Origin of the sequence: Mycobacterium hippophais, from assembly GCF_027529605.1 — a bacterium.
Classification (GTDB): domain Bacteria; phylum Actinomycetota; class Actinomycetes; order Mycobacteriales; family Mycobacteriaceae; genus Mycobacterium; species Mycobacterium arseniciresistens.
On sequence record NZ_JAPZPY010000007.1, the window covers coordinates 1 to 25,400 of the forward strand.

Sequence of the window (25,400 nt, forward strand, 5' to 3'; positions counted from 1 at the left end):
CCGCGCCGTCTGCGACGACGACCCCCGCACCCTGAGCGAACGACGCGCCGACGCCCTCGGCGCCCTCGGCGCCGGCGCAACAGTCCTGGCCTGCGCCTGCGGCGAGACCGACTGCCCCGCCACCAACGACACCCCCACCCCCGCCCGCAACACCATCGTCTACATCATCACCAACGCAGACGAGAGCGACGGCGAAGCGGGGGACGACGCTGACGAGGCGGCAGACACTGAGGCGGGCAAGGCGGGCGAGAACACGGACGAGGCCGACGAAGCCGCGGGCGAACCCCGCGGCGCTACCTATGCCGAGTGCCGGCCACCTCGCGGCGAAACCCCCGACCCCGGAACGCCATCTGAGAACACCGCCGCTGACACCGTCCCCGCCGATCCAGCGTCCGCCCCGGAAGCAGCCCCGGCCTCGTCACCCACCGCCGACGTCGCCGCCGTCGATCCGGCGCCCGAACCCGCGCCGGCGCCGGCCCGCAAGTCGCAGTGCCGGCGGCCGATGGCGTTCGTGCTGGGCGCCGGGATACTGCCCACCGCGCTGCTGGCCGAGACCACCGGCACAGCCCGCCGCCGCACCGTCCGCCATCCCGGCGACGCCGCACCCGAACCCCGCTACACCCCCTCACGCGCGCTCGCCGACTACATCCGCTGCCGCGACCTGACCTGCCGCTTCCCCGGCTGCGACAAACCCGCCGACCGCGCCGACATCGACCACACCATCCCCTACCCCGCCGGACCCACCCACGCCTCGAACCTCAAGTGCCTGTGCAGGTTCCAGTAACGACTAGGTGAAGTACCCTCTAATTATGAGCCCCCGGAAAACAGCGATTTACCTGCGTCAATCCCTCGATCGCGACCAGAACCGGTTGGCGATTACTCGTCAGCGAGAGGACTGCCAAAAACTCTGTCAGCAGCGCGGCTGGGCCGACGTCGTCGAGTACGTCGACAACAGCGTTTCGGCGACGTCAAAAAAACCCCGTCCCGCCTATCAGGAGATGCTGGCCGACATCCGCGACGGCAAGATCAGTGCGGTGGTCGCCTGGGACGCCGACCGGTTGCATCGCGTGCCCCGCGAGCTGGAGGACTTCATCGACCTGGCCGACCAACACAAGTTGTCACTGGCGACGGTGGGCGGTGACTTCGATCTGTCCACACCGACCGGGCGGGGCAACGCCCGGATGAAGGGTGTTTTCGCCCGGATGGAAATGGAACAGAAGGGGGTCCGTCAGCGCCGAGCCGCCCAGCAGAAGGCAGAGCGTGGAATGCCTCAGTGGCGCAGAGCCTTTGGCTATCGTGACGCCGGTGGGCACGTGCGCGATCCCGATCCCGCCACGGCCCCACTGGTGAGACAGGCCTACGCGGCCATGCTGGCCGGCGCGTCGCTCAGCGAGGTTGCCCGACTGTTTAACGAGGCCGGCGCGTACGGTCTCAACGGCAAGCCGTGGACCGAGTCGACGGTATCGCTGTTCCTGCGCGCACCGCGAAACGCCGGCCTACGGGCCCATCGCGGCGAAATCGTCGGCAAGGCAACGTGGCCGGGTCTAGTCTCCGAGAGCGTCTGGCGCGCAACGCAAGCCGTGTTAAATGCGCCAGGTCGGGCACCTGGACGAAAAAGTGTGCGAAAGCATCTGCTGACCGGCGTTCTGCGGTGCGGCAAGGAAGGCTGCGACGGATACCTTGCGGGCCGGTGGGTTATGCAGAAGACCGGCGGCAAGCCGGGACGCCCGAAGGCAGGTCACCGGCCAGAGCCGCGCGACGGGCAGGTGTCCCACGTGATCACCTACACGTGCAAAACATGTCGCGGTGTGTCCATCCGCGCCGACTTCGCCGAGAAGCTGTTGTGTGGTCTCGTCGGGGATCGGTTGGCGAAGCCAGATGCCGTGGACCTGCTCAAAGCCAAAGCGAACGACGAAAAGCAGGCGGAGAAAATCCGCGACGAAATCAGCGGCCTATACGGGGAACTCGACACCATCGGCAGGGAGCGCGGCGAGGGGTTGCTCACCGGGCAACAGGCCAAAATTGCCACGGAGATCATTCAGGCCAAGATCACCGAACTTGAACGGCGAGAACAGGACCAGGAACGCCTGCGCGTGCTGGAGGGTATTCCCCTCGGTACCCCACAGGCTACCGAGAAGGTGGACGAACTCAGACGTACCGCCCCAGATCGTTTTCGGGCCGTTGTCGCGGTTGTGATGATCCCGACGGTGTTGCCGGTCGGTAAGGGCAGCAAGGTGCCGATTCCAGACCGCTTGGTGCCGAACTACATCGCCACCCCGTAGTCGCGACACGCCGCGACACGCCGACATCTACAAGTCCAGGTAGACCAACAGCAGCCAACCGCGCTACTCTCGTGCCAGCTCGGACCATCATCGAGCCGGGTCTGTCACCCTCGCCGGGCACCCCATCCCAGGGCAGCGAAAACACGTGCATAAGCAGAAGCAAAAGAAAAAGCAGAAGCTTCCTCATGCCTCGTTGACTTCGCCCCAAAGGAACACTTGGTGTCCAATATTGCTTCGCTTCAACACATTTACCCTCCTCCGCCACTACCTGACGACCGCTACCTCGATATCCGGGAGTCCGCCTATTATCTGAATGTTTCGCCGTATACGGTGCGCAGATTGATCCGTGGGGGACAGTTGCCCGCCGCCAAAGTCGGCCAGGTGTGGCGGATCACTCCCCGAGCCGTGCGCGAGCTGCTGGCCGGTGACCGATGACCAGCAACGACCTGCGCCAGTTCCTGCAGGACCCGGTCATCGCCGACTACATCAGTCGCATGACGGCCCAGGCCCCGCCGCTGTCCGCCCGCCAACGGGCCGCGTTGATCGAGCTCCTGCGTCCGGTGCAAATCACACTGGACGGCTGCCCAGGCGGTGATGCCGCGTGACCAGCACAGCTCACGCCGCCAACACTCGGCACGACAGCCGGGCCGACATGCTCACCGAGTATCTGGCGGCCTGTTTCGGCAACGGTGAGGGTTTCGCCCACATCGCCTTCGGCCACGGCGGGCATATGAACAGCGGTCGGTACACGTTCTCCCGGTGGGAGCCCCGGCACTACGCCTGGCCCGAAGACGCCGGCCGGATGCAAAGCGAAATGCTGAGCGCAGCAGAAACAGTCGATGTGTATATGTGCCCCTACTTGACCACCGGTCCCAAACGGGCAAAGGGAGCGGCTCGCGCCCGTAATCTCTTCCACGCCGATTTCGACGGTGACCTGCTCGACCCCGAAAAGGTCCGCGCAATAGGGGGTTTCGCGGTCGCATCCGGGTCACACGGACACGGGCACGTCTACGTCACACTGCCCGTGTCGGTGACCCCGGACCAGCACGAGGTGTTGTGCCGAGCCCTGGGCGCGTACCTCGGCGCGGCGGACGCGAAGGTGTCCGACAACGACATGCTGCGCCCACCCGGTACGGTCAACCACAAGCCTGGGGCCGGCCCGGTGGTGTGTCTGGTGCATCCGTCCGAATCGTTCGATAGGACCGCCGAGGATTTCGCCCGCCAGATGGGCGTCAGGCTGCCCCGCAACACTGACACGCCGTCATACCCCGCCCAGCCCGCTGCCGTGCCCTCACGGGCCGAACAGGCCACCGCACCGGCGCCTGCGAGCCTACCTCGCGCAGTGCGCCAGGTGCTGGGCATCGGCACCCATGATCGGTCGGCCGACATCTACCGGATTGCCGGCGAGTGTCTCAGAGCTGGTTTGACGTTCGACGAGATGAGCAGCGTCGTACGGTCGCGCGCCGATCTGGTCGACAAACTCAATGAGGTAGGCGGCGACGACCTGACGCGCGTCTGGTTCAAGCTGACTGATCAACAGCAGGCACTGCGGTGCAACGACGGTCCCGGCGCAGCGGACGCGATATCAGCAGCACCCGTGCACCAGCACCAGGAGCTGCCCCGCCTCTACCGGGCCACCGACCTTGCCCCCGCGAGCCAAGCGCAGTGGCTGGCGGCTAACTGGCTGCCACAGGCGGCTGTGGCGCTGCTGATCGGTGACGAGGGGATCGGCAAGTCCCTGCTGTGGGTGTTGATCGCCGCCCACGTCACCACGGGCAAGGCGCTGCCCGAACTGGGCATCCCCGCCCGCGAACCTCAGCGGATCGTCATCGTGGTGACCGAAGACGATTGGCAGACAACGGTTCTGCCTCGCCTCGCGGTTGCCGACGTCAACCTCGACATGGTCGATGTGATCTGCACTGAGCTCGACGGTAGCGGGTCGCCCGTCTTCCCCCGAGACCTGCACCTGTTGGAGCAACTTGATTTCGCGCTGCTCGTCGTGGACGCGTGGCTCGACACCGTTCCTGCAAGCCTCAGTGTCCGCGACCCCCAGCAGGCCCGACAGGCGTTGCGTCCCTTCAAGGAACTGGCCAGCCAGACGGGCTGCGCGGTGCTCCTGCTGTGTCACACCAATCGGGTCTCATCGGATAACCCCCGTGACCGGTACGGTGCGACCGGGGAACTGCGAAAGGTCGCGCGCCTAACCTTGTTCGCCCAACGGGACGACGAAGGCAATCTGGTGGTCGGACCGGAGAAGCTGAATACCGCCGCGCCGGTCTCGGCGGCGATGTTCGCGATTACGCCCGTCCAGCACTTCCCGGCCACCGACGACCATGACGGCACCGTACCGCTGCTGTCCTACGCAGGGGCGTCCGACCTGACCGCCCGCGAGCACATCGCCCTGGCCCACGCGACCGACCGAGCGCCCGACAACAATGGGGATGCCGTCGCCTGGCTGGCACGCGTGCTCGGGACCGGACCTCGCTGGGCCGCTGAGGTGTACGACGCTGGCGAGGCGGCCGGACACAGCGTCGACCGGTTGAAACGAGCAAAGCGGAAACTCCACGCCGAATCGACGAAAATCGGTGACACCGGCCGGTGGTTGTGGCACTACCCGCAAGATCAAGGGAGCACCCCGATCCCGTTATCCGCCTCCTTGCCTCCTTGCCCCCTTGACCCCCTGGACGAAAGACAAGGGAGTACGTCTACCTCGAAAGAGCGCAAGAGGGTGAATGGAGAGATACGGGGTAGCCAAGCCGCTCCCTTGCCTCAAGCGAATCCACGTAAGAACCGACAGAGCACCGCACCCATGCCCCTCGTTGGCAGCCCAAGGGGCACTGTGAGCGATCGAACGTCGATCTGCGGCGCGTGCGGCCAGCAACCCTTGCTGTACCCAGATTCCATCGCGCGCGGCGTGTGCGCACACTGCTGGAAAGCGACACCGCGATGAACCGCCGCCAGCGCCGCGATCGTGGGAACCACCGCCGCGCCCGCCTCGTGGTCGACCTGCACGCCCTAGCCGCCTGCCCCGATTGCAAAGCCGACGTGACTATCATCGAGGTCGCTCCCCAACTGTTCCAAGGCGAAGTGGCCCACGACACGACGTGCCCGTGGCTCGCCACGTACGAGCGCAGCGATGGGCTTGGCTTCCGATTCGTACATCGAGTGGAGGACCGGTGACTACCTCTCCGCAACATGCCGGCTCTCCGCAACATGCCAGCTGGGCGGTCCGGATCGGTCGCCACCTAACGCCCGAAGGCGCGGTCGTGGTGCCGCCGCGCATCGCGGCCTGGCTTGAGGCCCAGGCGGGCATGTCGAGGCGCAGGCGCATCCTCATCCGAACGACCGACCCGCTCGCCTACGAGGTGTTGGCAGCACTTCGGATCGCTGCGCTGGCGCACGGTTCCGGCCCCGGTACCAAACAAGTTGAGGCGCAACAGAGTCTACGAGAATCGAAGCCGTGGTTGACAACCGCCGAAGCCGCAGAACGCCTGGGCATCAGCGACCGCGCAGTCCGCAAACGCATCGCTCGTGGGCGACTTCCCGCTATGTCATGTGGCGGTCGGTGGCTGGTCAATCACCACCACGTTCGGATCGCCCAGACGCTCGACTAAATGCGCAGGAGAAATAAAATGCAAAATACTGAATACGAGGAGCCCGCCATTGCGGTCGCCGCGATACAGCGCGAACTCGACCGGCAAGTAGACGCTATCCGCAGCCAACGATCTTTCAGTGACGCCGGCCGCAAGACCGAGCTGGCCAAATCCGTCCTGGCCGCCCGTGAACGTGTCCAGCAGATGCGGTCCGACTTTGCCTCCGAACGCGAGCAGCGGCGAGAAGACCTGTTGCGCTATCTCTTCAATGACTCGTATCTGCTGGACGGATCAGATCTCATCGCGCACCGCGATGCCCAAGACCGCGCCGACCAGCTCACTACATCAGACGAGGCAATGGCGATGCTGAACCGCGCAAACCTCCACTCCGACGACTCCTTGGCGAGCGCGGTTGCGGAGGCCGCCTTCAATAAGGGATGGACTGAGGTCTGTGAACGGTATGCAACCCTCACGGGCAAAGCCAGCGCGCTGAGGGAACTAGTAGGCAGCCACATCGGCCGACACAACAGTCTCGCAGATAGCGTTGTGTTCAGAATTCGCAATCCAAAGGAACTTTCGACGGCGAACGAGGCGAGGCTGCGCGAGCTGGCGGAGGTCCACGCACCCGGCATGGGGCCGCACCATTGGCCGATGACCTGATGCGACCACCCCAGGGGGGAGGCCCCATTCGCACCACTTACGCCGCCGTACCCCTTAGCGTGTGCCGATTTGCGTATTACGCCAGATTCACCAGGAAGGCGTCCCGTGACAGTAACCGCAGGTCAGCGTTTACGCGCTGAACTCGACGCCGCCCTAGCTCACGCCGTCGCGCAGCACGGACCGATCGAGTTCGACGAGCTCGAACAACTCACAATCGAGGGTGCCGTAATCGCCGCCGATCGCGCGGAGGTTCTGCGCCGGCTCTTCGATGCAGAGGCCGCCGGCCAAAGCCGCAGCAGCGCGTTGGCTCGGCTGTCCGCCGAAGCCCGCCAGCTTGACCGCGCAGCCCTGGAAATGGCCCGCACAGTCGCCGCCAACCTTGACAGCACGCCGAAGTCCGATCGTCATGTGCGCGCCGTACGCGCCCGCTGGGACCGCACGCCAAGGCACGCATGACGCGCCGCCCCGCCAGCACTCCTGAACACAGCGAACTGTACGACTACCTGCGCCAGGCAGCCGAAGCCGAAGCCAGCGCTCAGGTGCATCGCCCCTCAGCCGAAAAACGTCTGACCGCCTTCGCAAACGGCCAACCGCTCGACGTGTCGGTGGGCGACCTACCCGCGTGGGCACATGGAGGGCAGCCGCTGCACTGGTGGCAACGCGCCATCGTTACGGTCTCCGGGCGCGTCGAGTACTACCCCGACGTCGGCAGCCGATGGCTGGAGGAGAACGGACTCTGAAGGCCGCCATTTTTTTGAGCGGTGAGACTGCCTCTCTCTGTGTCCGCTCGCCTCGGCTGAACTCTCTGCATGGAAGTCCGGAAGTCTCCCAATCTACCGATCGATTTTGATCTCGAAGCGGTACCGCGCGAAAACAAACCCGCCAGAACGTATTTGAAGCTCGTAGATGGCAGCTTCAACAACTTTCGACGTCACTGACGCGAATCCACACTTGCGGTTCAGGCGTCCTAACCGTTCGGGCACGCTTACGTCAGCGGTTCCCGATCCGCACTCAACGCCTGACTCGTTCAGCAGGACTACCTCGAAGCCAAGCAAGACGTTCGGATCTATAAAGCCGAAGTCCACCGCAAAAGCGACGTGGAATCGGCCCTCCCATGGAAAGTCTTGCACCCCGCAGTACTCCCACCCGGCGCCGAGTACATCAAGCAAGCGGCCAGCCGAAAGCGAGATGCTGTCTGCGGGAAAAAATAGTGGAACAGATAATCCGTCGACCACGTCCTGGTCGGTCGCAGGTCGTCCTTGGAACACCAGCACGCCGCCGCCTCCGCCGCCTGCCCCCGGATACTGGCCGGCTTCACCCGCCAGGTCGATCTTCATCTCGCGTTCGACATCGGCCGGGAGGCTTGCGATGCCCACGATTGTGAGGACGCCACCGCTCCCGCCGCCGCCAGCGGGGCCGCCACCTTCCCCGCCGACCTTAAAGACCGCGTTGCGGAAGTCCATGTGGGTAGCGCCGGCCTCGTAGACGGTGACGGTCCAAACCAGGGCAGCGACAACATCGGGCGGTGCACCGATTTCACCGACTTCACGGGCGCGAGTTTCGTGGTTGCGCTTCGCCTCGATTAACCACTCGACCGTATAAACCCCTAAGTTTGTGGCGGTGTCGATCTCCTTATGGTGATTACGACACATCAGAACGAGGTTGTCGAATCCATGCCGTTCCTCTTCGGTCTGCTTGTCCAGGTAGCGCGGTCCGCCCTCGTTGTGGGCGTGTATATGACACACCTCCCCGATAATCGTGCCGGTCTCTGGTGTCACCAGTTCGGTCGGGCAGTCGGGGAACGCGCACTGATTCATCGACAACGCATATAGACGCCTTACCGTGGACTCACGGGGGCGTTCGAGGTTGCTCACCTGTGAAACCCTAGGCGTGGAGTGTCGCTCGGCTACACAAATGCGCCCGTGTGTCGCGCTAACCCGGCCTGTTCCAGATACCCATACCTCACACTCGACGAAGGCGATATTTCACCTATCACTGGGTCACAGCGGATTCAGCAACGGCTTGCCCATTCCCAGCGCTCCACGTTGTACCGCCCGTTCCAGATCGTATGCATCCCGGCCACTTTGGAGCGTGACGTACCGGTACTCCAGGTATTCGTGAATGTACCTGCGAGTTAGAGCGTCCAGCGATAGGACACCATCGCCGATTTGTGCCTGTTGTTCGACAGTCAATCGCGGGACGACAAACCGGTCGCAGATGTACACGCAGAACTGGTCGCCACTCCTACGGCCGGACGCGTGTGAGTTGAGGCGTGTCCACAGACCCTTCGCCTTCCTCGGTTCGTCGACGGAGTCGATATCTTCGGATGTCATTGCACGCCCTGACATTCCGACGTAGATGAAATTTTCCCCGTTCCAAATCGTGTAGACACCTGCAGCCACCCTCGGCACGGCAGTATTCGACCAGTCCGAGAATCTGTGACGGGGGCCAGCTTCGAGAGCCGTTACTGCATCATGCATCAGAAGCCCCGGTCCAGTTCCTCCGGCGCGACCCACTGGGCGCGAGCTCCCTTCACCGAAACCTGGTCGAAAGCGCGCTTGAGCGTCGCTGACCTCTCGGCGGAACTTTGACCAGTCTGTTGCATCAATGTGGGCCGCAGCGGGTGATGGCTGCTGATCAGGTACTCGTTACGAATGTTGAGCCGCTCCACGTAGCGCTGGTGCGGTGGACGGGCGCCCTTTTCATGCCAGTCGTTGCACCGGGCGCATGCCAAAACAAGGTTCCAAATCCCGTCGACTGGTGCGCGCCCGACGTACACCCCCGCCGACCAGGGAAACACATGATCGACGTGGCAGGTGGTCGCCGATGAGCTCGCAATATCAATTGCGGTGTAGCAGTAAAAGCAGTGGCCCTTCTGGTAACCGTTCAGCGCCGCGCGAGCCCCCGTGATACAGGTGCGTCGCCGTGGCACGAGGAGTGTCTCAGTGCTGGGTTCGAACTCGACAGTGAGGAGATGCCTGGGAAGGTTGAGTGCCCAGGCTGTCTCGACTAGTCGCCAACGCGCCTCGGCCTCCTCGCCCAGGTTGGGTCCGTGCCCGTCGTCAAGCAATCCACGGAGGTTATCGGTGATGCGGATACCTTTCGAGGTCTTCCGCTCATCGACGAAAAACCGTTGAGGGACCTCGGTCTTGTCAACGACGTGGAAGGCGTCGATCACGTTCTGGAAACCTAGCTTCACGGTATTGGAGCGCAGGCCGTCGGCATCCAGATCGCCGCTGTTATAGGCGCGGCACGCATCGAGAAACTGGCTCTTCTGAAAAGTGCCCTGTTTGTCGTGAGCTCGCAGGTGTTCGGCGACTCGCGTGGCGAACGGTAGCGCCAGAACGTCGAGGGGGACGACCTCCGCGTTGGCACCGAGCTCGAGGAGCGCCCCCGCCAATGCGAACTTATAAGACGCGACATTTTGACCAAACAGCACAATCGCACGCCAGTAAGAATCTAGCGAAGGAATGTCGTGGGTGAATCGAGCCACCGAATCTCCACGATCCATGCTTCTGTTACCCCCTACCTGCAAATTCAATGTCGATCCGACAAATATGCGGGCTTATTCACCGTAATGGACAGCGCACTCGTCGATCCATCGGGCGAGAACACTGAGGGATGCCAGATACTCCAGCGCCTTCTGTTGAGGCCAATCGCCTTCATGTTCGTGCACGGACGGGTTCCGGATGCCGGCAAAGCATCCTGCCGCGAACGGGCGAAGGGCGTTGTTGCGACTGCGTAGCGTTCGGTCGGCCTCAGGGTCTCCGGGCAGCCGCAGGTAGGGCTGACCTTCTTTCGCTTTCTCGGTGAACACCTGGTTCATCAGGTCGTCGTCGGAGACATCCCGGCGACCAACCTTGGTCTGAGTATGCGCGTTAATCGCCGTCGCGGCGGCATTAACCGCAGCGCGGTAGTGCTGGCTGTCCCAGTAGGTCTGCGCGGCACGCCATACCCATGGGTGGAATTGGTCAGCCGCCAGCGCGGGGGCTTGGGGCCGCAGGCGCACCGACCACTCGTTGATGTCGTCAAGGATGCCGTAGGCCCGCTGCACCAAGTTGATCGACATCATCGGCCCGTGCCGGCTGTTCAGGTCAAACTGGTCGGCCAGTTGCGGATCGAGTGTCGCGAGGATCCTCTTAATCGTCGGCTCGGCGCGCAGCATCTTGCGCCAGCACCTAGCGGCGAGTTCGTCGTCGACGTGTTCCCCCGCCCAGGTTTTCACGGTGTCGTCGAAGTCCGTCAGGCGCTCGCGCATCCATTCGTAATCCATGGCCCCCCTCCCATGCGGCATGACGATTCTTCAATAATGCTCGCAGCATGCTGGACAACTTGAGGCAGGTGCGGTCATTCATGAAGGCTTCGCGCCCAGCCTTAACATGGGCGCTGGCTAGCCCGCGAGCGACTCGCAACTCCGATCTGATGTCGGTGTGATCGTCGCCCAGGCAGTGATGACCGCAGGCGTGCTCTCAGTCCGGCGACGCCGGAAACCCTAGGCGGTAGTGCCATCCAAGATTGGCCAGCACTCGGCTGACCCGATTGAGGGCGGCAACCACGGCTGGGTCATCGGGGTCGTAGCCCTCGGCGGCGATTGCCGCGCGTTCGATGTCATCCATACTGGATTAGACGCAAGTAGAGACTGGGCCGGTTCCGCTCAAACGAAGGCGGTGGCGTCTTCCACGAACATCATCGCGGGGGCGACGCGTTCGAGTACCGGCATGGTCAGTCATTCCGGGCGAGTGATGACGACCGGTTTGTGTCATTTGTAAGCTGGATGCCAGCAAAGGAGGCTGCCAGTACGGGCAGGTTTGCACGCAGTGTGCGACAGCCTACTGAATACCAGCCGCCCATTCGGGCGGGTCGCCGACTGCGTTCAAGATCCGCAGAGCATTTATACCTTTCGGGGTCGTACTTAGCATGACGGCATTCCTGCGCGTTGGGCTCAAGTCGGGGTTGGACTCCAACGGATCGATCTTGACGAAGCCGGCGCGCTCGAGTTGCGAAGCCCAGGCCGGCGGGCCATTAAAGGGGCCGTCTTGTATCTGATAAATCCTTCTTCGTTGCCCCGATAGCTTGTCAGTCGGCTTGTCACGAAGAGACCGACCAAGTTCAATAAGAGCTCGAACCGTCCGAGGGGGCAGCTTGCGCAACTCTGCGGCCGCCTCTTCGCCATTTTCGCGCGTCGGGAAGCTGTCCATCAGCAAGTCCCACTCGGTGGCGTTACGGGCGCGCATCTCGCGCACTCGACGTAATCTCGCTGCTGAGCTCTCTGGCGGCGGCGGCGGTGGCTGCGATCGTTTCGCTGCTTCCTGTCTTATCTGGGAAATCGCCTCGTTCAGGGCCGACTGCAAGGCGTCCTCGATGATCGACACCTGTTCTTCGCGGCCCTCCTCACCGCCGCCCTGGTCCCCGACTACGTCTTCGGCAGCGGCTGTGGCCGCACGAGCGGCAACAACGTCGAGCAGCCTATCGAACTGTCCACTCTGGTTGGATAACAGGGAGGCTGTGGTCGCGCGCATCTCACTAAGTGCAGCCATAGTCTCGCCGGTCAATCTGGCGGATTGCTGCGCCTGCGCCAAAGTGACGATTAATTGAGCGGCGAACGACACGACGGCTAAGGCGAGTGCCACCGTCGACAGAATGTCGACATCATGAATGGTGACGATCGTGACAAGGGTGCCGAGCGCCGTAATCGTAAGTATGCCGAGAATGATCACGACGATTGGCCAAGCAATCCTCAGATGAGTCGTGGCTTGCCGTTCAACTCTCTGTTCTGCTTCTTCCTGCTTCTGCCGGTCTGCTTCTTCCTTCTTCTGCCGGAAAAACGCCACGTGCTCCCCTCCGTAGATACCCTGGCCCGCCTCCGCCCGGCGTCGACAATATCCCGTCAAGAGGCCAATGCAGGTCAGAAGCACGCGTGCGCGAGCCTGCGCGACTACATCTGCCGGGTCTTCGACCCGATGTCGCCGGTTTAGCCGTTGGGCGCAGCGACGGTCGTTCCCGTTCCACTACCGCGCCGCCGATTGCGCGACCCTCACTTGAGGCAGTAGGTCGTGAGTCGCATGGGTCGATGCAGCCGTTGTTGCGCGAGCGGTCCGAGGCGACGCCTCACAGACGGGTCTTAGGGTGAGGCGTGACCCCGTGGGTGGCCCGCGCTGCAATATCGCCGCGACGGTCGTAGACCACCTAGTAGTCCGAGTCAGAAATCAGATGGCTGAGCGGTCAACTCACAGCGGGCGGGCGGCTCGGACGTCTTCAGTTCGGATGACACCTTGACCTCGCCGTTAGCGGGTATAACGTCGGGAAAAGCGTATCCACCGCCAATGATCGTTCCCTGGGGGTTGAAGCAGATGGCACCCACTCGCGCGCTTGGGATTTGTTGATCGGACGGATTGGTCAGTATCGCGTCGGCGGTTGGACTGCCGAACGAATTTTGCCCTAGTGTTGTCGGGCCAACCTGCAGTACCACGTCGCTGAACTTGGGTCGTTGCACCGGGTCGTGTTCACTGATTTTCAACGTCGGCTCGATCCTCGTTACAGCTTGACCCGCCGGTGCCGCGACCTGAGTGCCGACCGTAATTCGCGCGCCGGGATTTACGCCCTGCTCGGTCTGCGACTCGGAAGCCAGCAGCGTTCCGTCCGCGCCGTATAGATTGAACGACACGGTCGCGAACTGACCGACCGGCACATCCCGCACGGTCGACGTCACCCACAGGTAGTTCTCATCACCCCCGAAACCCGATTGCTCGATTACCGCCGACGCGGCTGGCGCTACCGGCGACGAACCGTCGCCACCCGTCCCCTGATCGCGCGTAGCGGTCGAATCACCGCACGCGATGGCGAGCGGAATGACGATGCCGCCCAAAGCTATGGCCCGCAGAAGCGCCAAGGTTGTCCTCCTGATTGTGTTGGTGCGTCAGTAATTTCCCAAGTAGGCGATGTCGCCAGTTGGCGTCATCACGTCGATCTGGCTGATCGGCGGCTGAACCCCACCCGCAAAGTTGTACACCCCGCGCGCGACGTGCTCGCCGAAGTCGTACCAGTCGGTTGATCCATCCCACTTGGCAATCCACAGGTCCTCAGGCGCAAGGGTTATCTCAATGGTGCCGGGACTATCGGACTCGATCTTGGCGATTGCGCACGCCCACACCACAATGGTCGCGCACATATCGCGGAAGGTCGCGGGCCGCTTGAGGTCGTTATCGGACAAGCCGTCGAGCACCATGGTTTGGACTTGCTCGGCGTAGGCGGTAGTGCCCTCCGTGGTGGGTACGACGGTGCCGACAGGTGGAGCGGCGGCGGAAGGCGGCGGTGGGACCGGCCGCTCGCTGCTGCTGGACTGCTCGTCGGTGGTTGAGGACGACGAACACCCGGCTAAAAACCCCGAGGCCAGGACGATCGCGATAGGCCCCACGGCGGCGCCTCGTGACACGCCAGACAGCCTGCTACACACCCCCATGGGGGCCACTCTAAGCACTCCCTGTCCCGTGCTGGCGGCAATTCCGTCACCAGGTGCCAGATTCCCGGGGACGACCCCTGGGCGGGTCCGGCCGAACCGCTACCGCTGTCCCTGTGGTTGCCCATCGGCAGGCAACTCGGCAAACTCGCCTGTCAGCAGTTTGTAGATCAGCACGTTCTAACGGTACTTGGACCAGTCGCCTGCATCACCTGATCAAGACACGCGACGCGCCCGCCGTTACCTGTTCACGGTCGACGCTTGCCCGGCGCAGATCGCGATTCGACCGGTTAGTCATCCGCTTCTAGCGCCACCTTGGTGGCGGTAAGCCATCGTCGGATGTAGCCACGGTGGGGCTCAGCTGCCTTCTCCTCCAACACGGTTGGGTTTACCGCGAGATAGTCGACCAACCACCGCGACAACCCGTCCCACTCCGCCATAGAGCCACGCGGATGCAGCTTCCAATCGAGTTCTTCCACCGTCCACTGGGCCTTGGCCTGATTGCTCAGCATCGACGCTGTGACCCAATTGAATTTTTCGTCTTTCCCACTTCGGCTGACAGGCACAAGATGATCGACCGTCGGAAACAACTCCCAAAAAGCGATGTGCGTCTCCGAGTACTTCCCGTGCGGATGCGTCGGGAAGTCGTTCCCCAGCACAACATGAAGGAGGCGGAGAACACCGGGGTTAATAAGTCGATTGCCCGTGTAGCGATCGATGAAGCCATCACGTGTGAACAGGTCCATCGACTGCTGTACCGAGAAGCTGCGGACGATCTTCTCCACCGGCACGAATGGATAGCGCGACCGAAGGGTCTCTCTGGCAGAACCAGCGTCCCCGACACGAAGAGCAGCGCATACATCGGCCAGAACCCCTGCATTTGCGTCCACTAGACCGGCACGACGCCGGCAGTCGAGATATTGAAGCCCCGGCCGTTAGCGGTGCAGGTCATCCCTGATTCCTCCGACAAGCAGGTGAATGGCCCGAGCACCGCGCTCTGACCATAAGCAAGGACGCCCTGATCTGTCGGGCCGTTACTGCCGCAAGTCGGGCCCGTGCAAACGCTTGCCAGTGACCCATCAGGCCGGAGTTGGACATTCTGCAACGGTTTGTTCGACATGCAGTACGCGCTGTCGGGAAGAAATCCCCCGCCTGCGGCTGCGGGCGCGCCACGTTGGAACTGGATCTGGCATGCGATGTTGCCTGACGGCGACCTGAAGAACTGAACGTGCGCGTCGTCCATCCCGGAATAAGGGTTGGCGGCGGCCGGTGGTGCGAAGACCGCTGACCCCGCCAACACCGCTGCCAGAGTAAGCATTGCTTTGGACTTCATGTCGTTGCCTCCCGTGCCATGAGACATTTTGACATCCCGTAGGGCAGTGAACCGTCTTTTCCTTGAGGCCGGGCGGCCGCCGAGTCGGCCCCGCATCGGTCATAGGCATGAGTGTATTTCAGCCAGTCGCTGCCACCACCTCCTGAAAACGTTCTGGTGCGGGCCATCGGGGTGGACCGACGTGCAATACCCCGACGGCACCATCGTGTGGACCGCACCCACCGGCCACACCTACACCACCCGCCCCGGCAGCGCCCTGATCTTCCCCACCCTGTGCCGACCCACCGGCAACCTACCCCCACCACCACCAGGCACATTGCCGGACAACACATTCCGCGGCGTCAAGATGCCCACCCGCCGACGCACCCGCGCCCAGAACCGCGCCCAACGCATCGCCGCCGAACGCAAACTCAACGACGACCACGTCGCCGAACGCAACACACCCCCACCCTTCTGAGGCAGGGATCAGAAGGCGCGGCCGCGCAGGATGACCAGGTCGGGGCTGTTCAGCACCGCGGCGCCGAAGCGCGGATCGGTGGAGTAGCACACCAGGTCGGCCGACTCACCCGCGACCAGTCCGGGCCTGCCCAGCCATTCACGGGCCGCCCAGCTCGCCGCGCCGAGCGCGTCGGTGGGGCTCATGCCGATCCGCTTGAGCGCGTCCACCTCGTCGGCGATGCGGCCGTGGGCGATCATCCCGCCGGCGTCGGTGCCCGCATAGATCCGCACGCCCGCCTCACGGGCCGCGCCCACCCGCTGGTCGCACTTGGCGTGCAGATCCCGCATGTGCGCGGCGTAGGTCGGGTACTTGCCCGCGGCGTCGGCGATGCCGGGGAAGTTCTCGATGTTGATCAGCGTCGGCACCAGCGCGGTGTCGTGCTCCACCATCAACTCGATGATGTCGTCGGTGACCCCTGTGCCGTGCTCGATGCAGTCGATGCCGGCCTTGATCAGCCCCGGCAGGGCGTCCTCACCGAACACGTGCGCGGTGACGCGGGCGCCCTCGGCGTGCGCCGCGCCGATGGCCGCGACCAGCACCTCGTCGGACCACAGCGGCGCCAGGTCGCCGACGGACCGGTCGATCCAGTCGCCGACCAGCTTCACCCAGCCGTCGCCGAAGCGGGCCTGCGCCGCCACCGCGTCGGGCAGCTGCGACTCGTCCTCGATGTCGATCGGCAGGCCCGGGATGTAGCGCTTCGGCTTCGCCAGGTGCCGTCCCGCACGGATGATGCGGGGCAGGTCAGCGCGGTCGTCGAGGCTGCGGGTGTCCACCGGTGAACCGCAGTCGCGCAGCAGCAGTGCGCCGGTGTCACGCTCGGTCTCGGCCTGGGCGATCGTCTCGTCGGCGTCGACGGCGCCGCCGGGACCCAGCCCCACATGGCAGTGCGCGTCGACCAGCCCGGGCAAAATCCAGCCCTGCGCACCGTCGGCGCCGAACACCGTCTCCGCGCCCGGGACGGGGTCGGCGCTCAGCACACCGTCGACGATCCACCACTCGACCGGCTGCCCGTCCGGGAGTCCGCGGCCCCTGACGTGCAGGCGCGTGGATTCCGCGGTCAATTCTTCGGGAACTTCAGCTTGGACAGGTCGATGTCGGCGAGGCCGGGCGGCAGCTCGTCCAATCCCTTCGGCATGTTCGACAGGTCGGGGAATCCGGCGGGCATGCCGGGCAAGCCGGCGCCCAGCGGATTGCGCGCCTTGGGCTGGGTGGGCCCGCGGCCGCCCTTCTTGCCCTTCTTCTTGCTGTTCTTGCTGGCCTTGCGGTTGTTGGCCTTTCGCGCGAACGGCATGCCCATCTGGCCGGCCATCTGCGACATCATCTTGCGGGCGTCGAAGAACCGGTCGACGAGCTGGTTGACCTCGCCGACGGACACCCCGGACCCGTTGGCGATGCGCAGCCGGCGGGAGCCGTTGATGATCTTCGGATCGGCCCGTTCGGCCGGTGTCATGCCGCGAATGATCGCCTGCACGCGGTCCAGTTGGCTGTCGTCGACCGCGGCCAGCGCGTCCTTCATCTGACCCGCGCCCGGCAGCATGCCCAGCAGGTTGCCGATCGGCCCCATCTTCCGGATCGCCAGCATCTGCTCGAGGAAGTCCTCCAGCGTGAGCTCACCGCTGCCGATCTTGGCGGCGGCCGCCTCGGCCTGCTCGGCGTCGAAGTGCTGCTCGGCGGCCTCGATCAGGCTGAGCACGTCGCCCATGCCGAGGATGCGGCTGGCCATCCGGTCGGGGTGGAAGACGTCGAAGTCCTCGAGCTTCTCGCCGCTTGACGCGAAGAGGATCGGCACGCCGGTCACCTCGCGCACCGACAGCGCGGCGCCACCGCGGGCGTCGCCGTCGAGCTTGGTGAGCACCACGCCGGTGAATCCGACGCCCTCGCGGAACGCCTCGGCGGTGGCGACCGCGTCCTGGCCGATCATGGCGTCCAGGACGAACAGCACCTCGTCCGGGTCGACCGCGCCGCGAATCGCCGCCGCCTGCCCCATCAGCTCGTCGTCGATGCCCAGCCGGCCGGCGGTGTCGACGACGACCACGTCGTAGTGCTTGGCCCTGGCCTCGGCCAGGCCGGCCGCCGCGACGGCCACCGGGTCGGCGGTGCCCTTGACCTCGGGCGCGCCGGGGGCGGTGCCGGGGTGCGGTGCGAACACCTGCACACCGGCGCGTTCGCCGACGATCTGGAGCTGGTTGACCGCGCCAGGCCGCTGCAGGTCGCAGGCCACCAGAAGCGGCGTATGCCCCTGTCCGCGAAGCCATTTCGCGAGCTTGCCGGCGAGTGTCGTCTTACCGGAACCCTGAAGGCCGGCGAGCATGATCACGGTCGGCGGGGTCTTGGCGAATCTCAGCTGGCGGGTCTCGCCGCCGAGGATGCCGATCAGCTCCTCGTTGACGATCTTGACGACCTGCTGGGCCGGGTTCAGGGCGGCCGAGACCTCCGCGCCCTTGGCCCGCTCCTTGATGCGCGCCACGAAGGCCCGCACCACGGGCAGCGAGACGTCGGCCTCCAGCAGGGCCAGCCGGATCTCCCGGGTGGTGGCGTCGATGTCGGCGTCGGTGAGCCGCCCTTTGCCGCGCAGGCTCTGCAGGGCGCCGGTCAACCGGTCGGACAGGGATTCAAACACGATGTCCAGCCTAACCGGGTCGTGAGGGTCTCAGCAGAGCGGTTGCGCCCAGCCCGGTTGTGCGCCTAACTGGCCTCGGACACCTTCTTGGCGGGCGGCGGCGTGGGCAGCACCCCGTAGAGGTCGTGTTCGAGTTCCTCGCGCACCCGCTGCGCCCCTGCCCCCTCGTCGACGGCCACGGCGGGTACGACGATGCAGAACGCGTCGACCACCGACGAGCCGAGCGTGTTGACCTTCGCCCACGCGATGTCGACGCCGTCGCGCTCGAACACCGCGGTCAGCCGCGCCAGCAGGCCGGCACGGTCGGTGCTGCGGATCTGCACGATCAGCTCGCCCGCGGTGGCTCCGTCGGACCACAGCACCCGCGGCGGGGCGGGCACCTGGTTGCCCGGCACCGCGGCCACCACCTCACCCGCCCGGGCGGTGCCGTGCTGCGCCGCCTCGCGGTCCCGCTTGTCCAGCGACGCCAGCACGTCCAGATCGCCGTCCAGGGCCAGGATGAACTGCTGGCGCAGGAGTTCGGCCGCCGGCGGCGTCCCGAAGTGCGGTGACACGACGAAGGTGTTGATGGCCGAGCCCTCGTGACTGTTGACCGACGCCGAGTGCACCCGCAGCGAGTTCAGTGCCAGCACGCCGGCCGCCTTGGACAGCAGGCCGCGGCGGTCCGGCGCGATCATGGTGACGTGGTAGATGTGCGGGCTGTTCCCCGCTGCCATCTCGACATGCACGCCGACCTCGCTGGCGAGCTGAAGGTGGTGCGGGTCAACGGGATCCGGCTTGGGCAGTGGCTCGCCGGCCATCACCAGCCGGCATCGCCGGACCAGGTCGCCGATCAGCGACGCCTTCCAGTCACCCCACACGCCGGGACCGGTGGCCAGCGAGTCCGCCTCCGCCAGCACGTGCAGCAGTTCGAGCACCACCAGGTCGCCGCCCAGCTTGTCCACCACGGCGTCGATGGTCTTCGGGTCCTGCAGGTCGCGGCGGGTCGCGGTGTCGGGCAGCAGCAGGTGGTAGCGCACCATCGTGGACAGCACGTCGATGTCGCTGGGCCACAACCCGAGACGCGTGCCGATCTGATTGGCCAGTTCGGCGCCGATCACACTGTGGTCACCGCCGCGGCCCTTGCCGATGTCATGGCACAGCGCACCGAGCAGCAGCAGGTCCGGGCGCGACACCCGGGTGGTGAAGGCGCTCGCGCGCGACACCGTCTCCACGAGGTGACGGTCGACCGTCCAGATGTGCACGACGTCGCGCGGCGGGAGGTCGCGCACCGCGCCCCATTCGGGGAACAGCCGCCCCCACAGCCCCGTCCGGTCGAGCGCCTCGATGGTCGCGACCGCGCTCGGGCCGGCCGCGAGCATCACCAGCAGATCCTTGAGCGCCTGGCCGGGCCACGGCGTGCGCAGCTCCGGCGCGTTCAGCGCGAGCCGGCTCAAGGTCGACACCGCCATCGGCAGCCCCGTGGTGGCCGACGCCGCGGCGACCCGCAGGATCAGTCCGGGGTCGCGTTCCGGGCGCGCGTCGCGGGCCAGGATCACCTCGCCGGCGTACTCGATGACGCCCTCGTCGAGCGGCCGTCGCACGGGCCGGCGCAGCGCCGCGAAACCCCGCTTCGGCAGTGCGTTGGCGGCGGTGCGCACGCCGGCGTCGACGTAGTAGCTGACGGTGCGCGCCGCGTCGGACAGCATGCGGGCCAGGTCGAACCGGTCGCCGATCCGCAGGGCCGCGCCGATCTCGTCGGCGTGCTGGGCGAGCAGCGTCTCGCGACCGCGCCCGGAGACCCGGTGCAGTTCGGTGCGCACGTTGAGCAGCGCCATGTGCGCCTCACCCAGCGAGCCGGTGGGCGAGGCCAGCGACCGGCTCGGGTAGACGTCGGCCAGCTGCGCGATCGCCAGCGCGTTGAGGAGCTGGACGTCCCGCAGGCCGCCGCGGCCGGACTTGAGGTCGGGCTCGGCGCGGTGCGCGATCTGTCCGCTGCGCTGCCACCGTGCCCTGGTGTGCTCGACGAGTTCGCCGAACCGGGGCGCGATACCGGTGCGCCACTGCCTGCGCGCACCGCCGATGAGCAGCGACGACAGGTCGGCATCGCCGGCGATGTGCCGGGCGTCGAGCATGGCCAGGCCCGCAGAGATGTCCTCGCCGGCCACCTTCAGCGCCTCGGGCACCGTCCGCACGCTGTGGTCGATCCGGATGTTGGCGTCCCACAACGGGTACCACAGCAGCTCGGCGACCTGGCCGACCACGTCGGCGGGCATGTTGTCGTGCAGCAGCATCAGGTCGAGGTCGGAGTACGGCAGCAGTTCGCCGCGTCCCAGCCCGCCCGTCGCCACGATGGCGAAACCGCTGGTGGCGGTGATCCCGATCTCGGTGGCCTTGGTGCTGAGCCAGAATTCGTGCAGGTCGAGCAGCGCGTCGCGCAGTGCGACGGTGTCCAACGGGCGTGTGCCGCCGGCGATCAGCTGCGCCGACGCGCTGACAAGGTCCGTCGCCGGTCGGGACGAGCCCGCCGCCGGAGCCACCCAACGAGGGGCTCCGGCGGCGGAATCTGATGTCTGATCGGTCATTTCGAGTGTCCTCCCGGCCCAGCTAGTTCAATGCTCACGGTGCTCGGCCGGGAGACGACGACTCGATCGGTCTCTAGAGGGCGTCGGCGCCCCGCTCACCGGTGCGCACCCGCACCACGGTGTCCACGGGACTCACCCACACCTTGCCGTCACCGATCTTGCCGGTACGCGCTGCCTGCACGATGACGTCGACGACCTTGTCGACCGCGGAGTCGTCGACCACGACCTCGACACGTACCTTCGGCACGAAGTCGACGGAGTACTCGGCACCGCGGTAGACCTCGGTGTGACCCTTCTGACGCCCGTACCCCTGCACCTCGCTGACGGTCATCCCGAGGATGCCCGTCTGCTCCAGGCCGGTCTTGACGTCTTCCAGCGTGAACGGCTTGACGATCGCAGTAATCAGCTTCATGTTTCCCTATCCCTCCACGCCGGGGTGGCGACCCAGAGTCGAGCCCGCTCCGACTGTCGCGAAGTCGTAGCCGGTCTCGGCATGCTCGGCCTCGTCCGGTCCAGTCGATTCATCTTCCTCGCTGAGCCGCAGGCCCACGGTGAACTTGACTATCAGAGCCAAGATAGCGGTAGCGATTCCGCTGTAGACCAGAACCGCCCCTGCACCGACCGCCTGGCGCCACAACTGGTCGACGCCTCCGCCGTAGAACAGGCCTGCGACACCGGCACCGGTCTCCGGGGCGGCGACCAGCCCGATCAGCAGCGTGCCGACCAGACCACCGACCAGGTGGACACCGACCACGTCGAGCGAGTCGTCGTAGCCCAGTTTGTATTTCAGGCCCACCGCCAGGGCGCACAGCACGCCCGCGACCGCTCCGATGACCAGCGCGCCGAGCACGTTGACCGACGAGCAGGACGGCGTGATCGCCACCAGGCCGGCGACGATGCCCGACGCCGCACCCAGCGAGGTGGCCTTGCCGTCGCGGAACCGCTCGGTGAGCAGCCAGGCCAGCATGGCCATCGCGGTGGCCACCGTGGTGGTGACGAAGGTGGAGCCGGCCAGGCCGCCTGCCGCGGTCGCCGAACCGGCGTTGAAGCCGTACCAGCCGAACCACAGCAGCCCGGCGCCCAGCATCACGAACGGCAGGTTGTGCGGCCGCATCGGCGTGCCCGGCCATCCCCTGCGCTTGCCGAGGATGACCGCCAGCACCAGGCCGGCGATACCGGCGTTGATGTGAACGGCTGTGCCACCGGCGAAGTCGATGGCGGCCAGCTTGTTGGCGATCCAGCCGCCGGTCTCGGCGGTGCCACCGTCGAAGGAGAACACCCAGTGCGCGACGGGGAAGTACACCACCGTCACCCACAGCGCGACGAACAGCAGCCAGCCGCTGAACTTGATGCGGTCGGCCACCGCGCCGGAGATCAGCGCCACGGTGATGATCGCGAACATCAGCTGGAAGGCCACGAACACCGTCGCCGGGAAGGTGAACACCAGCGGGATGTTGACCACCTCGGCGGCCTCGATGCCCGCACCCGGGTCCTCGACCACGGCTTCGGCGGCATTGCCGCCGATGAGGCCCTTGAGTCCGAAGAACTGCGTCGGGTCGCCGAACAGGTTGCCCACGTCGTTGCCGAAGGCGAGCGAGTAGCCGTAGAGCACCCAGAGCACGGTCACGACGCCCATCGCGCTGACGCTCATCATGATCATGTTGAGGACGCTCTTGGCGCGAACCATGCCGCCGTAGAAGAACGCCAGACCGGGGGTCATCAGGAGCACCATGGCAGCGCTTATCAACATCCACGCCGTATCACCGGTGTCCGGTATACCCATCGTCGGGAATTGGTCCACTCGCAGTTTCCTCCTTCGACATGCCACGGCCGCAAGGATTCACAACCGTTGACCTGGTCCAAGACTTTGCGCAGTGGTTGTTTCGGCGAAGACGCAGGGGTGTTTCGCTCGTGTGAACGGATGGGCGGTCGACGTTTCGGCGGTGTTACTTCGTGGACTTTCGCGCTTACCGCGTCAGCCGAGCAGCGCGTCGACGAAGGCGCCGGGCTCGAACGGCGCCAGGTCGTCGGGTCCCTCGCCGAGGCCGACGAGCTTGACCGGCACGCCGAGTTCCTGCTGCACGCGGAACACGATCCCGCCCTTGGCGGTGCCGTCGAGTTTGGTCAGCACCACGCCGGTGATGTTGACCACCTCGGCGAACACCCGCGCCTGCGGCAGGCTGTTCTGCCCGATGGTGGCGTCGAGCACGAGCAGCACCTCGTCGACCGACGCCCGCTTCTCGACCACCCGCTTGACCTTGCCGAGCTCGTCCATCAGACCGGTCTTGGTGTGCAGCCGGCCCGCGGTGTCGATCACCACGACGTCGGCGCCCGTCGCGATGCCCTTGTCGACGGCGTCGAACGCCACCGACGCCGGATCGGCGTTCTCCGGCCCGCGCACCACGTCGGCGCCCACCCGCGACGCCCAGGTCTGCAGCTGGTCGGCCGCGGCGGCCCGGAACGTGTCCGCGGCGCCGAGCACCACCCGGCGTCCGTCGGCCACCAGCACGCGGGCCAGCTTGCCGACCGTGGTGGTCTTGCCGGTGCCGTTGACGCCGACGACGAGCAGCACCGACGGCTTGTCCGCATGCGGCAGCGCCCGGATCGACCGGTCGAGGCCGGGCTGCAGTTCGGTGATCAGGACGTCGCGCAGCACCGCGCGGGCGTCGGCCTCGGAGCGGACGTTGGCGGCGGCCATCCGGGTGCGCAGCGCGGCGACCACCGACTCGGTGACGACCGGGCCGAGGTCCGCGATCAGCAGCGTGTCCTCGACGGCCTCCCAGGAGTCCTCGTCGAGATCTCCGCCGCCCAGCAGGCCGAGCATGCTGCGGCCGAGGGCGTTCTGCGACTTCGCAAGCCGCCCCCGCAGCCGGTCGAGCCTGCCGTCGGCGGGTGCGATGACGTCGAGCACCGGTTCGGGTTCGGCGGCCGGTTCCGGTTCGGTCGCGGGCGCCTCGGCGGGCTCGATGACGGTCTCGGGCGCGGTGACGGTGTCGGGCTCCGGCAGCCGCACATCGGCGATGGGGCGCTTCGGGGCGTCACGCGGCACTGTCGCGTCGTCGCCGACGGCGGGCAGTCCGCTGGTGTCGATCCGCCCGGGCGGCGCCTTCGGCGGGGCGGGCGGTGCGGGCGACGCTGACGATTGTGTGAACGTGATGCCCGATGACGCGGTGTATCCGCCGGACCGGTCCAACGGTGTGGCAGTGTCGGGTGCGGCCAGGCTGATCCGTCTCCGCCGGTATCGGACCAGGCCGACGACGAGCGCAGTGACGAGCAGAACGGCGATGACCGCGATTGCGATCCACACTCCGAGTGGCACACCTTGGGTCACCCCGCCATTGTGTCAGGGGGACCGGCCGTTGAATTCCGACCCCGGGGGCATGGAGACCCGCAAGCGCCGCCACATCGACGTCTGTCTTGACGGCGACGTCGAGTATCACGGCGTCACCACCGGGTTCGAGCGCTACCGGCTGCCCTACAACGCGCTGACCCAGACCAGCCTCGGCCGGATCGACCTGTCCTGCGAATTCCTCGGCAAGACGCTGGCCGCCCCGGTGCTGATCGGGGCGATGACGGGCGGCGCCGAACTGTCGGGCACCATCAACCGCAATCTCGCCACCGCCGCGCACCGCCTCGGTGTCGGCATGATGCTGGGCTCGCAGCGGATCATGTTCGACAACGACGCGGCCGCCGACAGCTTCGCGGTGCGCGATGTCGCCCCGGACGCACTGCTGATCGGCAACGTCGGCCTGGCGCAGCTGACCGGCGACGTGGTCCCCGCCCTGCACCGGGTGCTGGACCGGGTGGGCGCCGACGCACTGGCCGTGCACACCAACCCGCTGCAGGAGGCGATGCAGCACGAGGGCGACACCGATTTCTCCGGTTCGCTCGCCCGGCTGCGCGAGGTCACCGGCAGCCTGGGCTACCCGGTGCTACTCAAGGAGGTGGGCCACGGCATCGGCGCGGCCGCCGCGGCCGAGCTGGTGGACTGCCGGCTCGCCGCGGTGGACGTGGCGGGCGCCGGCGGCACCTCGTGGGCGCGCGTCGAGCAGCTGGTGCGCTACGGCGAGATCCGCCACCCCGCCCTCGGCGACTGGGGCATCCCGACCGCCCGGGCGCTGCTCGAGGTGCGCCGCACGCTGCCCGACGTGCCGGTCGTCGCCTCCGGTGGCATCCGCACCGGGATGGACGCGGCCAAGGCGCTGGCGATGGGCGCCGACGTGGTGGCCGTCGCGCGCCCGCTGCTGAAACCGGCCATCGAGTCCGCGGATGCCGCGACGGACTGGCTGCGCAGGTTCATCGACGAGCTGCGGATCTGCCTGCACGGCTGCGGCGCGGCCACCCTGACCTCGCTGCGCCGCCGGGGCGTCGAAGAGGTCTAGCCGCAACCGCG

At 66.0% G+C, this 25,400-nt stretch carries 25 protein-coding genes; 10 read left to right on the forward strand and 15 right to left on the reverse strand.

What is annotated here, in order from left to right:
• From O6P37_RS15880 to O6P37_RS15900, 7 genes are all read left to right on the forward strand, one after another.
• The coding region (locus tag O6P37_RS15880; protein WP_269894996.1) for an HNH endonuclease signature motif containing protein at positions 1-784 on the forward strand (784 nt) is incomplete at its 5' end.
• Between the two features lie 25 nt (positions 785-809).
• The gene (locus O6P37_RS15885) at positions 810-2,282 is read left to right on the forward strand and encodes a recombinase family protein (protein WP_269894997.1); all 1,473 of its coding nucleotides are present in this window, start codon (positions 810-812) and stop codon (positions 2,280-2,282) included.
• Between the two features lie 219 nt (positions 2,283-2,501).
• On the forward strand, positions 2,502-2,717 hold the full coding sequence (locus O6P37_RS28555; RefSeq protein WP_408633186.1) for a helix-turn-helix domain-containing protein: 216 nt from the start codon (positions 2,502-2,504) through the stop codon (positions 2,715-2,717).
• The gene (locus O6P37_RS15890; protein WP_269894998.1) at positions 2,714-2,887 is read left to right on the forward strand and encodes a hypothetical protein; all 174 of its coding nucleotides are present in this window, start codon (positions 2,714-2,716) and stop codon (positions 2,885-2,887) included. The genes O6P37_RS28555 and O6P37_RS15890 overlap by 4 nt, the downstream gene beginning before the upstream one ends.
• Complete coding sequence (locus tag O6P37_RS15895; protein WP_269894999.1) at positions 2,884-5,232, forward strand: AAA family ATPase; 2,349 nt, start codon at positions 2,884-2,886, stop codon at positions 5,230-5,232. Before O6P37_RS15890 ends, O6P37_RS15895 begins: the two co-directional genes overlap by 4 nt.
• Before the next feature lie 361 nt (positions 5,233-5,593).
• Positions 5,594-5,896: a helix-turn-helix domain-containing protein gene (locus O6P37_RS28560; protein WP_408633190.1), complete on the forward strand. Its 303-nt coding sequence runs from the start codon at positions 5,594-5,596 to the stop codon at positions 5,894-5,896.
• Positions 5,897-6,535, forward strand: a complete 639-nt coding sequence (locus O6P37_RS15900; protein WP_269895000.1) for a hypothetical protein — start codon at positions 5,897-5,899, stop codon at positions 6,533-6,535.
• Between the two features lie 153 nt (positions 6,536-6,688).
• Here O6P37_RS15900 and O6P37_RS15905 read toward each other — a convergent pair whose 3' ends face one another.
• Positions 6,689-6,943 carry a hypothetical protein gene (locus O6P37_RS15905; RefSeq protein WP_269895001.1) on the reverse strand — a complete coding sequence of 85 codons (255 nt, stop codon included), beginning with the start codon at positions 6,941-6,943 and terminating at the stop codon, positions 6,689-6,691.
• Positions 6,944-6,987: 44 nt separating this feature from the next.
• On the opposite strand from O6P37_RS15905, the gene O6P37_RS15910 reads away from it, so the two are divergent.
• Positions 6,988-7,275, forward strand: coding sequence for a hypothetical protein (locus O6P37_RS15910; RefSeq protein ID WP_269895002.1), 288 nt, complete (start codon positions 6,988-6,990; stop codon positions 7,273-7,275).
• 93 nt (positions 7,276-7,368) lie between these two features.
• Here the strand turns inward: O6P37_RS15910 and O6P37_RS15915 are convergent, their stop codons facing one another.
• From O6P37_RS15915 to O6P37_RS15950, 8 genes are all read right to left on the reverse strand, one after another.
• Positions 7,369-8,409, reverse strand: a complete 1,041-nt coding sequence (locus tag O6P37_RS15915; RefSeq protein ID WP_269895003.1) for an HNH endonuclease signature motif containing protein — start codon at positions 8,407-8,409, stop codon at positions 7,369-7,371.
• Between the two features lie 605 nt (positions 8,410-9,014).
• Positions 9,015-10,028, reverse strand: coding sequence for an HNH endonuclease (locus O6P37_RS15920; RefSeq protein WP_269895004.1), 1,014 nt, complete (start codon positions 10,026-10,028; stop codon positions 9,015-9,017).
• A gap of 72 nt (positions 10,029-10,100) precedes the next feature.
• Positions 10,101-10,808, reverse strand: a complete 708-nt coding sequence (locus O6P37_RS15925; RefSeq protein ID WP_269895005.1) for a TIGR02391 family protein — start codon at positions 10,806-10,808, stop codon at positions 10,101-10,103.
• 196 nt (positions 10,809-11,004) lie between these two features.
• A complete protein-coding gene (locus tag O6P37_RS15930; protein WP_269895006.1) occupies positions 11,005-11,151 on the reverse strand; it encodes a hypothetical protein in 147 nt (48 codons plus the stop codon).
• A gap of 213 nt (positions 11,152-11,364) precedes the next feature.
• Complete coding sequence (locus O6P37_RS15935) at positions 11,365-12,366, reverse strand: hypothetical protein (RefSeq protein ID WP_269895007.1); 1,002 nt, start codon at positions 12,364-12,366, stop codon at positions 11,365-11,367.
• Between the two features lie 368 nt (positions 12,367-12,734).
• Entirely contained in the window at positions 12,735-13,424 is a 690-nt protein-coding gene (locus tag O6P37_RS15940; protein WP_269895008.1) for a hypothetical protein, read from the reverse strand.
• A gap of 27 nt (positions 13,425-13,451) precedes the next feature.
• Positions 13,452-13,949, reverse strand: a complete 498-nt coding sequence (locus O6P37_RS15945) for a hypothetical protein (RefSeq protein WP_269895009.1) — start codon at positions 13,947-13,949, stop codon at positions 13,452-13,454.
• 332 nt (positions 13,950-14,281) lie between these two features.
• The gene (locus O6P37_RS15950) at positions 14,282-14,776 is read right to left on the reverse strand and encodes an HNH endonuclease domain-containing protein (RefSeq protein WP_269895010.1); all 495 of its coding nucleotides are present in this window, start codon (positions 14,774-14,776) and stop codon (positions 14,282-14,284) included.
• Between the two features lie 729 nt (positions 14,777-15,505).
• Between O6P37_RS15950 and O6P37_RS15955 the strand changes: the two genes are divergently transcribed.
• Positions 15,506-15,781, forward strand: a complete 276-nt coding sequence (locus O6P37_RS15955; RefSeq protein ID WP_332909798.1) for a hypothetical protein — start codon at positions 15,506-15,508, stop codon at positions 15,779-15,781.
• An 8-nt stretch (positions 15,782-15,789) separates the two neighbouring features.
• On the opposite strand, the gene O6P37_RS15960 is transcribed toward O6P37_RS15955, so the two are convergent.
• The 6 genes from O6P37_RS15960 to ftsY form a co-directional block, all read right to left on the reverse strand.
• Entirely contained in the window at positions 15,790-16,884 is a 1,095-nt protein-coding gene (locus O6P37_RS15960; RefSeq protein WP_269895011.1) for an amidohydrolase family protein, read from the reverse strand.
• Positions 16,881-18,443: a signal recognition particle protein gene (ffh, locus tag O6P37_RS15965; protein ID WP_269895012.1), complete on the reverse strand. Its 1,563-nt coding sequence runs from the start codon at positions 18,441-18,443 to the stop codon at positions 16,881-16,883. The genes O6P37_RS15960 and ffh overlap by 4 nt, the downstream gene beginning before the upstream one ends.
• Before the next feature lie 65 nt (positions 18,444-18,508).
• On the reverse strand, positions 18,509-21,007 hold the full coding sequence (locus O6P37_RS15970; protein WP_269895013.1) for a [protein-PII] uridylyltransferase: 2,499 nt from the start codon (positions 21,005-21,007) through the stop codon (positions 18,509-18,511).
• Between the two features lie 73 nt (positions 21,008-21,080).
• A complete protein-coding gene (locus tag O6P37_RS15975) occupies positions 21,081-21,419 on the reverse strand; it encodes a P-II family nitrogen regulator (RefSeq protein WP_003881099.1) in 339 nt (112 codons plus the stop codon).
• A 6-nt stretch (positions 21,420-21,425) separates the two neighbouring features.
• Positions 21,426-22,808 (reverse strand): ammonium transporter, encoded by a 1,383-nt coding sequence (locus O6P37_RS15980; protein WP_269895014.1) that lies wholly within the window; start codon positions 22,806-22,808, stop codon positions 21,426-21,428.
• Positions 22,809-22,982: 174 nt separating this feature from the next.
• Complete coding sequence (gene ftsY / locus O6P37_RS15985) at positions 22,983-24,326, reverse strand: signal recognition particle-docking protein FtsY (protein WP_269895211.1); 1,344 nt, start codon at positions 24,324-24,326, stop codon at positions 22,983-22,985.
• Between the two features lie 61 nt (positions 24,327-24,387).
• On the opposite strand from ftsY, the gene fni reads away from it, so the two are divergent.
• Positions 24,388-25,389: a type 2 isopentenyl-diphosphate Delta-isomerase gene (gene fni / locus O6P37_RS15990; RefSeq protein WP_269895212.1), complete on the forward strand. Its 1,002-nt coding sequence runs from the start codon at positions 24,388-24,390 to the stop codon at positions 25,387-25,389.
• Positions 25,390-25,400: the final 11 nt, after the last annotated feature.

Excerpts from the sequence above, each read along its gene's own strand:
- O6P37_RS15885 (WP_269894997.1), top strand. The coding sequence starts at position 810 with ATGAGCCCCCGGAAAACAGCGATTTACCTGCGTCAATCCCTCGATCGC.
- O6P37_RS15890 (WP_269894998.1), top strand. The coding sequence starts at position 2,714 with ATGACCAGCAACGACCTGCGCCAGTTCCTGCAGGACCCGGTCATCGCC.
- O6P37_RS28560 (WP_408633190.1), top strand. The coding sequence starts at position 5,594 with ATGTCGAGGCGCAGGCGCATCCTCATCCGAACGACCGACCCGCTCGCC.
- O6P37_RS15900 (WP_269895000.1), top strand. The coding sequence starts at position 5,897 with ATGCGCAGGAGAAATAAAATGCAAAATACTGAATACGAGGAGCCCGCC.
- O6P37_RS15905 (WP_269895001.1), bottom strand. The coding sequence starts at position 6,943 with ATGACGATCGGACTTCGGCGTGCTGTCAAGGTTGGCGGCGACTGTGCG.
- O6P37_RS15910 (WP_269895002.1), top strand. The coding sequence starts at position 6,988 with ATGACGCGCCGCCCCGCCAGCACTCCTGAACACAGCGAACTGTACGAC.
- O6P37_RS15925 (WP_269895005.1), bottom strand. The coding sequence starts at position 10,808 with ATGGATTACGAATGGATGCGCGAGCGCCTGACGGACTTCGACGACACC.
- O6P37_RS15930 (WP_269895006.1), bottom strand. The coding sequence starts at position 11,151 with ATGGATGACATCGAACGCGCGGCAATCGCCGCCGAGGGCTACGACCCC.
- O6P37_RS15970 (WP_269895013.1), bottom strand. The coding sequence starts at position 21,007 with ATGACCGATCAGACATCAGATTCCGCCGCCGGAGCCCCTCGTTGGGTG.
- O6P37_RS15975 (WP_003881099.1), bottom strand. The coding sequence starts at position 21,419 with ATGAAGCTGATTACTGCGATCGTCAAGCCGTTCACGCTGGAAGACGTC.
- fni (WP_269895212.1), top strand. The coding sequence starts at position 24,388 with ATGGAGACCCGCAAGCGCCGCCACATCGACGTCTGTCTTGACGGCGAC.